The sequence below is a fragment of the Microcoleus sp. MON1_C1 genome (genome assembly GCF_036701945.1).
Taxonomy (GTDB): domain Bacteria; phylum Cyanobacteriota; class Cyanobacteriia; order Cyanobacteriales; family Microcoleaceae; genus Microcoleus.
The window spans coordinates 1-8,660 of sequence record NZ_JAUBRO010000096.1; the positions used below are offsets into that span (position 1 = coordinate 1).

Consider the following 8,660-nt stretch of genomic DNA (forward strand, 5'->3'; position numbering starts at 1 on the left):
GGTTTACGCTTCAACCTGATTGCAGGTATCTATAACTATGAACTTAACCTTTCAGAATGACTTTTGCAAGAGGTCTAAGGAAGTTGGGTACTAGCCTATAAGTAATTGAGCGATTGCTAGCAAAAAGTTGTATTTTGTGGCGTTGCTTAATCAGGGTATGAAAAAAATAACTTGAAAATCGCGAATTTTGGTGAATACTGGTTTCTATGACTTGCTGATTTAGCCTTTCATACCCTAAATCAGCAACGGTCGCAAAATTTTATAAAGTGTGAGAAGAGGTATAATATGTATTGCGTGGTGCCAACATTCAAAAAATAAAATTTAAAATCAGAAACTTAAAATCTCAAATCGAATGAGTTACTGCCTAAATCCCAACTGTTCCAAGCCACAAAACCCTCCCGCAGCCAAAATTTGCCGAAATTGCCGTTCAAAACTGCTGCTGCGCGATCGCTACCGGGCTATAAAGGCGATCGGGCAAGGCGGTTTTGGTAGAACATTCCTCGCCGTTGACGAAGACAAACCCTCAAAACCTCGCTGCGTCATCAAACAATTTTTACCCGCAGAAACGCAACTCATCCCATCAGCAAGCAATCGCAACAGCAAAAAAGCAGCCGAACTTTTTGAACAAGAAGCAATGCGATTAGACGAATTGGGCAAACACCCTCAAATTCCCGAACTATTAGCCTATTCCATCCAAGATAGCCGACAATATGTAGTCCAAGAATTTATCGACGGGCAAAATTTAGCACAAATTGTAGAAACAGAAGGCACATTTACAGAAAATCAAATTCAAGACTTACTCAATAGCTTACTACCCGTCCTTCACTTCATCCATTCCCACAACGTTATTCACCGAGACATCAAACCCGGAAACATCATCCGCCGCGCTGATAAACAATTAGTTTTAGTGGACTTTGGTGCGGCAAAAATTGCCACAGGTACGGCTTTACTCAAAACAGGAACCAGCATCGGCAGCCCCGAATACATCGCCCCTGAACAAGCTAGAGGCAAAGCATTTTTTACCAGCGATTTGTACAGTTTAGGCATAACCTGCCTGTATTTGCTAACTCAACTTTCGCCTTTTGACCTGTTCGATCCTGGTGAAGATGCCTGGATTTGGCGACAGTATTTAGCCAACAACCCAGTCAGTGAAGAACTCGGTCACATTTTAGACAAAATGATTGCAAATGCTACCAACCGCCGCTATCAAACGGCTGTTGAAGTATTAAAAGAAATTAATCCCCAATCTGCGATCGATCTAGCAATTCCCCAAACAATTTCCAAGTTAGTTAAACCAGGAAAAGCTCCCGCCCTGCCCCAACACCAAACCTATAACTGGCAATGTCTTCACACCCTAACAGGTCACAAAAACTTAATTTACTCTGTTGCTTTCAGCCCCAACGGAGAAGTTGTAGCCAGCGGCAGCGATGACCAAACAATCAAGCTGTGGCGAGTTGAAGACGGGCAAGAAATAGTGACTCTTACAGGTCATACTAACTCAGTTTATACAGTAGCTTTCAGCCCGGACGGGCTGATGCTAGCCAGCAGCAGCCACGACAAAACTATCAAACTTTGGCGGATGAAAGATGGGCAAGAAATCCGCACCCTGCTCGGTCACATTAACTCAGTTTACGGCGCAGCTTTTAGTCCCGATGGCGAAATTATTGCTAGCTGCAGTTGGGAGAAAACAATCAAGATTTGGCGAGTCAAAGACGGGCAAGAAGTTCGCACCCTTGCGGGTCACACCAACTTAGTTTATTTGGTTGCTTTTAGCCCTGATGGCGAAACTCTTGCTAGCTGCGGTTGGGACAAAACAGTCAAAATTTGGCGAGTCACAGATGGGAAGCTAATTCGCACACTTACAGACCATACAGACTCCGTTCGCTGCATAGCTTTTAGTCCAAATGGAGAGTTTTTGGCTAGCGCCAGCCACGACAATACTATTAAAATTTGGTGGGTCAAAGATTGGCAAGAAGTTTTAACTATCACAGGACATTCTTGGTATGTTGATTCTATTACTTTTAGTCCCGATGGCGATATTTTGGCTAGCAGCAGCAATCAAACTATCAAGATTTGGCGAGTGAAAGACGGTCAAGAAATTTGTAATATTGCGGGTCATACTAACTCGGTCTATTCGGTTAATTTTAGCCCGGAAGGAGAGTTTTTGGCTAGCGGCAGCAGTGACAAAACTATTAAAATTTGGGGATGCGAGGGATAAAATAGTAGAAATTTCTTTATGACTCGGCGGTTGAAACCGCGTCTACACAAACCAAGTCCGCCTGGGCGGACTGAAAAAAACGAGGTAAAACAATGGATACCAGCACGACTTATCGAGAAATAGTAAAACAGGTTATTCTTCAATAGGCTAAACTGCGTTCCTCTCATGGAGACATTCGACTAGATCCGGTGTTGAATGAAACACGCGATCGCTATGCTCTCATGCAAGTGGGTTGGGATAGAGGACGGCGAGTGAGAGGGAATTTAATTTACATTACCCTACAAGATGGAAAAGTTTATATTGAATACGAGGGCATGGAATGTGGCATTACCCAAAATTTGATAGATCAATGTCTTCCAGAAAATGATATTGTTTTAGCTTTTCTTCCATACTCTTTAACAACTTTCAGTACCGTAGTCTAGTGATGCAGGACAAGAGAGCGAACGCAAAGGGCGATGGAAAAATAAAATCATTCTTTTCAATCTATCTGCTTCACTACCTCCAAAGCTAACCCTAGCACCTATGCAATTTGCTCCTCCTTCAATCCCAACTGTCGTAATTTACCAGTCATTTCAATTTTCACTTGATTCGTGCTGTCCTGGTAGTCAGGAGTCGGAGGCTGATTTTATCTGGGGTAGAAGTGGGTAGTTCTGAGCAACTCTTGATATAATTAATTGTGTTGCTCTCCCAAAAATTAGTAGTGTGGCGAGCGCCAAAATTTATATTCAGATTGAATTGCCTTTCTAAAACAGATTCCAGATTATCTTTATCAACGGATTCGCCAAAAGCATTAGATAACATATGCAAAAGCTTGTAACCTACATCCTTAGCATGACCCGCACTACAACCGTAAGTATCTGCAATATCAGAATACTTTTGTCGATTCACTATTCCCTCGATAATTTTACGCTGCAAGTCATTGAGATGTTTGCCTGTCTTCGCGCTGAGCACTTTATCTACAAATTGCAAGATATGGGCAGTGTCCATCCGTAGGGGTGTTAGAGAACCACAGTTAGTAGATCAGACTTTTTCCGTCTTTTTCCGCGTTGCATCCAATTTTAGAAATACCCGTCTTTTTCCGTCTTTTTTTCCTTTTCAGTTTTGAGCGATCGGTCTATGATGTGGAAAAGGATAAAAATCAGCTTCGCTGGAAGAAGGTAGTGTACATCTAATCCCAATCTCCAATAGCGACCTATGGGGCTTTAGTAAGTTGGGAATTGTGATCGCACTTCTAAATTATCTTATAGATTTTGGGCGATCGCTTGTATGGGGAACAAAATTTCATCTATCAGTTTTAAGACTGATGCGATGTCGATAGATCCGTGAGATAGGCTGGTTTTTCGGATATCATCCGATGTTTCCGACATTGGGTCAAATTTTTCGGAAAAAATTTCGACTCAATCCGACTAACAGGGCGATCGGGTTTGAGTTTTGGTTGGGAAGAAGTTCAATAATTCTTCCTTAAGAAGGAGGTACTATGAACCGACAGTTAACTGAAATTGGAGGAATAACGGATGAAACTAACTTTAAAATTTATTTTTATATCCGCTGCTGTGCTGGTTACTGGTTTTAATGTGCACGAAGCAAAAGCGCAATCAGTTAAGTGCTTTGATGTAAGTTCGAGAACAGGTTGGCAATACTTTGACCTTGGGAGTCCATATACTCGCATAGCCAGTGTTAGTGGAGGTTGGTCTGTAGATGCCAGAAGCTATGCTCCTGTTGGTCCTCAAGGCCACAATGAACCTGGGCTAGAGCCGTATAACCAATATAAATACGATGGAGGATATCCTTTTGGTGCGCTATTTGTAGACATTCCTATAGATGGGTATGGATATGTATGGGTGCGGGGGGTTCAACAACTACCTAAACCAATCACTCGGACTGCTATACGAATTAACGATGGTGACAATGCACTAGGAGACAATTCAGGTGTTCTCAGAGTGTGTTTTAATCGATAAGAGGGTAGGGATGCGATCGCCCCTTACTTGTTTTACCGATAGGCGATCGATGAAAAGTGTGGAGGCGATCGCACTCGATATTTTTTCACCGATAGGGTGATCGCCCTATCGGGCTAGACGTTAAAGCGAGTGACTGATAGCCCTCATAACTAAAAATCCAATTTTAAACAGAAGTACGATCGCGCTTCCTCCACCTCTTCAACAACTCCGGCGTCACCAAACCTTGCGGAAAAAATATTGTACCCAAAACAATCAGCACCCCAAAAATAATTAACCGCCCATCCCGCAGAAATTGTGCCAACCAAATCGGCAATCCCTGAATAGTCGCCATTCCCCTTAAAACCTCCGGCAAAGCAGTAAACACCATCCCACCCAAAACTGCTCCCAGAAAACTTCTGCTACCACCTATCAACACAGAAGTCAAGTAAATAATACTAGCATCAAAAGTACCTTGACGCGCGTTCCAAGTATTGAGGAAATGGGCACTAACTGCACCCACAACACCAGCTAAAACAGCACCTAACGTGAAAGCCAGAACCTTATAAAAAGTTGGGTTAATGCCGATTGCATCAGCCGCCAACTCATCAGCGCGGATTGCAGCAAAAGCGCGCCCCACCCGAATCCGTTCCAGCCGATACACAATCGCCATACTTACCAAAAGTAAAGGTAATACAATCCACAAATACTCGATCGGTGTCCCAAACGGTTGCGGAATCCCAAAAATGCCCACAGCCCCGCCAGTGATATCTAGATTCAGCGATAAAACCCGCAAAATTTCCACAAAAGCAATAGTTGCGATCGCCAAATAAATCCCACTTAACCGCAGCGCCGGAATTCCCACTAAAATACCCAGCAACCCCGAAACAGCCCCTGCAATTATCATCTCCAATAACAGCAGTGGCAGCGGAAATAAACCGCCGCTCGTTTGAAACACTGTGGTAGATAAAATCGCCGCAATATACCCACCCAAAGCATAAAAACCAGGGCTAGCCAGAGACAACTGTCCAGTCATTAAAGGCAAATACAGCGACATTCCCAACATTGCACCCAGCAACATCGAGACAATCAGAAACCCATAAGTAGTAAAAAATGTAGCCATTTGATTTTAAATATTTTAGATTAGAAGTTATTAAGGAAAATCGGGTTAGCTTGGTTTCCAATTTGGATTTATTAAGCTAGTCTGAATATGGTCTTCCCACCGACCATTTATCAACAAATAGTCTCTAGCGTAACCTTCTACCACAAATCCCAATCTTTTAAGGAGATTGCCGCTACGCTGATTGTGAGGCATATAATTTGCCATAATGCGATGTAAATTTAACTCTTCAAAAACATATTGAATTGCAATTCTCACAGCTTCCGTCATATAACCTTTACCTTGTTGCGCTTCTGCCAGATTATATCCCAAAAAGCAGAAATGACCGGCACCTCGTACAAAATTATCAAAATTAACGTTACCGACAATATACTCAGGATTAGCCTTCTCAAAAATCCACACTTTTAAAGATTTGTCAGACTTAAAGCCTTGGAAATCTTTCTCTACTTGTTTTTCCCAATAAGTTTTCGTTAAAAAATCCTCCGCCCACTGTCGGTGCCAGGGAGTAAAAAACCTTTGATTGTCTCTGTAAAATTTAATAATTTCGCAAATATCGTCTTGATTGGCTATTCGCAAAAAAAGGCGATCGCTTAGTATTAATGGAACTTCCGAATTCATCAAATTGCCTCTGAGGTATGAATAAATTTTCTAGGTACTTATGTAAAACTCCACAACAGTTTATACGGGCTGGTTTAGCTATAGTCTTTGCTGGAAACCCCTGGTTCCTTCTCAAAACCGCCCTGCCTTATTAGATGTATTGCAAATAATACTACACCTTTTGAATCAAACGCCGTCCAAACAAACCCTGCGGTCTAACCAATAGCATAATAAACAATATGGCAAAAGCAACAGCATCCTTATAAGCCGAAAATTCTCCAGGTACAAAAGCCTCCACCAAACCAATTATAAAACCTCCCAAAACTGCCCCCGGAATACTTCCCAACCCACCAAGCACAATCACCGCCAAACCTTTCAAACCAAAAGCAATACCAAAATACGGCCCAGCAATACTCACACTCGAACCCACCAAACTCCCCGCCAAACCCGCCAGAAAACTGCTCACAAAAAACGTCAACACAATGTATCTATCAGTATCAATACCCAATAAACTCGAAGTAGTCGCATCTTCAGCCACAGCCTGCATTGCTTTGCCAAATTTAGTAAAATTTATTAAGTAAGTTAAAACAGCTACAATCGCTACAGATACCGCAAAAATTACTATTTGAACAGTACGAATCGGAATTGGTTTATCCGCACTCCCGAAGTTAATGGCTGCCGGTAAATAGCCGTAAGTGTTAGCAGGAAAAGTGTAAATTTCCGCACCGACCAGATATTGGATGATATTGGCGATTGCTACAGCTACACCCAAACTAGAAACCACAGTCAGCAGAGGATCCGAGTGTCGTCGGCGCAAAGGTAAAAAAGCAACTCTTTCAACTATTACTCCTACCAAACCAGCCATGACACTTCCCAAAATTAACGCCACAGCAAAAGGCAACTGCACCGGAATTCGAGCGTTAGCCCACAACCCATTAAAACCGAAAGCCCCTCCCATCAGGGCATAAGTGAAATAAGCACCCAAAGTAAATACGGCACCGTGAGCAAAATTAATAATTCCCAAAATAGAAAAGACCAGCGTGTATCCCAGGGCAAAAATAGCATACACGCTGCCGATCGACAAACCATTCAAAAATTGTTGCAAAAACAGAGTTAAGTCCATAACCACTTAAGAAGTGAGCATCACACCAAAATTCTTCAACAACAAATACGTCCGCGATTTTCCCTCTTCCCTCTTACTTCTTTGGTCTTCCTGACACCTGTTACATCCGTTACATCTGTTACAAAAGCAGTCGACAAACTTCCCTCTCCCCTCATTTCAAAAACTCAAACTTACCATTATTGCCATCTGCCTCCATCTTAATCCGTGCCACATAAAACTCTTTCTGATTAATCTCACCTTCAGGGGTAAAAGAAATTTCCCCCAAAGGCGTGTCATACTTTCCACGCAACAACTGCTGATTCAAATTTGTACGCAACTCTGCTAAAGGCTTTTGGCTAACCTTAGACTGAGCATTAAGTGCCTTTAATGACTCTACAAAAACTTGTACGCCAGTAAAAGCCTGAGCGCTAAACTGAGGCGGTTCTTTCTTAAATTGAGCGCGATAAGCATCGCGAAAAGCCTTATTAACTTCATTTTCATATTCCGGGCTGTAGGCTTGGGCAATCAAAACTCCATCACAGAGTGCTTTACAAACAGGAAATAAATTAGAAGTATTCAGACCATTGCCGCCAATTATCGCGCCTTTGTAGCCCAACTCCCGCAATTGCTTAATTAAATTGCCTCCATCGGCGGCCAACCCGGAAATAATTATCAAATCGGGGTTGACATTTATGGCGTTAGTAGCTTGAGACTGGAAATCTGTATCCGTAGTCAAGAATTTTTGGACTGTTGCCAATTCCAGCCCCATATCTTTAACCGTTGTCTGAAAAGTTTCAGTCTCAGATTTGCTAAAAGCATCATTCTGAGCAAAAAACACCGCTACTTTCTTAATATTGGGATTTTGCTTCAGTGCAGCTTTAACTGCATTAGGTGCTACCACGGCCACAGGCGCGGAGACTCTGGCCACATAATCGCCAATCTGGGGAATGCCTTTAGCGGTGTTGGAGGGTCCGAGTACGGGAACTTTTGCGCGATCGGCGATCGGATCTGCACTAAAAGCTTGCTGCGAGAGAGTTGGCCCCACAATACCTACCACCTTATCCTGATTGATCAGAGTATTGAAGGCATTGATTGTCCCTTGTTCATCTCCACCAGTATCTTGGAACACCAGTCTAATCGGCGTCCCATCCACACCGCCCTTATCGTTGAAATACTTCAGAGCAATTTTCGCGCCAGCCACCTGTTCCTGACCGAGCAAAGCCACATTGCTAGTTTGCGCCACCCCAACCCCAACAGCAATAGCGGTAGAGTTCCCCGCAGCCGAACCCTCTGACGAAGTTGCTGGAGATGGCGAAGTGCCTGTAGATACGCTAGTTGATGTCTGGGGAGTGTTCGTCTGACTGCAAGCGCTCAGCAGTAAAGCGCAGGTAACGAACAAGGCAGTAGGGCGAGCGGCAGGTTTTTTCATAAGCGGGCGATCGAACAAATATATATAGACCATCTCTATATAGAACATCTATATGTGCAAATATTCTACCGATTCGCTGAAGAGTCCCGGTTCAAAGTGTATTTCCGAGGTCAAAAAGCAGACCCAAGCCCTAAAGAGGAGTCAGGTTTCGGATAGCCGAGCGGTGAAGGAGAGCCGAAACCGTTGGTGTGTATAGGTTCAAAAAAAAGTCAAAAATATTTTCGCAAAACGCTTGACAACTCTGGGGAGAGTTGATACAT

Annotated in this window: 9 protein-coding genes; 3 read left to right on the forward strand and 6 right to left on the reverse strand. The window is 43.1% G+C overall.

The genetic code is table 11. From position 1 onward, the window contains the following. The first annotated feature begins 352 nt into the window (after positions 1 to 352). A complete protein-coding gene (locus tag QUA62_RS28390) occupies positions 353 to 2,218 on the forward strand; it encodes a serine/threonine-protein kinase (RefSeq protein ID WP_333408156.1) in 1,866 nt (621 codons plus the stop codon). A gap of 152 nt (positions 2,219 to 2,370) precedes the next feature. Beyond that, on the forward strand, positions 2,371 to 2,640 hold the full coding sequence (locus tag QUA62_RS28395) for an element excision factor XisI family protein (RefSeq protein WP_333408163.1): 270 nt from the start codon (positions 2,371 to 2,373) through the stop codon (positions 2,638 to 2,640). A 157-nt stretch (positions 2,641 to 2,797) separates the two neighbouring features. Here QUA62_RS28395 and QUA62_RS28400 read toward each other — a convergent pair whose 3' ends face one another. Together QUA62_RS28400 and QUA62_RS28405 are read right to left on the reverse strand one after the other, a co-directional pair. Continuing rightward, the gene (locus QUA62_RS28400) at positions 2,798 to 3,205 is read right to left on the reverse strand and encodes a hypothetical protein (RefSeq protein ID WP_333408157.1); all 408 of its coding nucleotides are present in this window, start codon (positions 3,203 to 3,205) and stop codon (positions 2,798 to 2,800) included. 254 nt (positions 3,206 to 3,459) lie between these two features. Beyond that, on the reverse strand, positions 3,460 to 3,585 hold the full coding sequence (locus QUA62_RS28405) for a hypothetical protein (RefSeq protein ID WP_333408158.1): 126 nt from the start codon (positions 3,583 to 3,585) through the stop codon (positions 3,460 to 3,462). 147 nt (positions 3,586 to 3,732) lie between these two features. On the opposite strand from QUA62_RS28405, the gene QUA62_RS28410 reads away from it, so the two are divergent. Continuing rightward, positions 3,733 to 4,176: a hypothetical protein gene (locus tag QUA62_RS28410; protein ID WP_333408159.1), complete on the forward strand. Its 444-nt coding sequence runs from the start codon at positions 3,733 to 3,735 to the stop codon at positions 4,174 to 4,176. Positions 4,177 to 4,339: 163 nt separating this feature from the next. Here the strand turns inward: QUA62_RS28410 and QUA62_RS28415 are convergent, their stop codons facing one another. The 4 genes from QUA62_RS28415 to QUA62_RS28430 form a co-directional block, all read right to left on the reverse strand. After that, on the reverse strand, positions 4,340 to 5,275 hold the full coding sequence (locus QUA62_RS28415) for a branched-chain amino acid ABC transporter permease (protein ID WP_190663700.1): 936 nt from the start codon (positions 5,273 to 5,275) through the stop codon (positions 4,340 to 4,342). A gap of 45 nt (positions 5,276 to 5,320) precedes the next feature. Then, on the reverse strand, positions 5,321 to 5,890 hold the full coding sequence (locus QUA62_RS28420; protein ID WP_333408160.1) for a GNAT family N-acetyltransferase: 570 nt from the start codon (positions 5,888 to 5,890) through the stop codon (positions 5,321 to 5,323). Positions 5,891 to 6,041: 151 nt separating this feature from the next. Continuing rightward, a complete protein-coding gene (locus tag QUA62_RS28425) occupies positions 6,042 to 6,992 on the reverse strand; it encodes a branched-chain amino acid ABC transporter permease (RefSeq protein WP_333408161.1) in 951 nt (316 codons plus the stop codon). Positions 6,993 to 7,143: 151 nt separating this feature from the next. Further along, a complete protein-coding gene (locus tag QUA62_RS28430) occupies positions 7,144 to 8,400 on the reverse strand; it encodes an ABC transporter substrate-binding protein (protein ID WP_333408162.1) in 1,257 nt (418 codons plus the stop codon). Positions 8,401 to 8,660 lie beyond the last annotated feature (260 nt).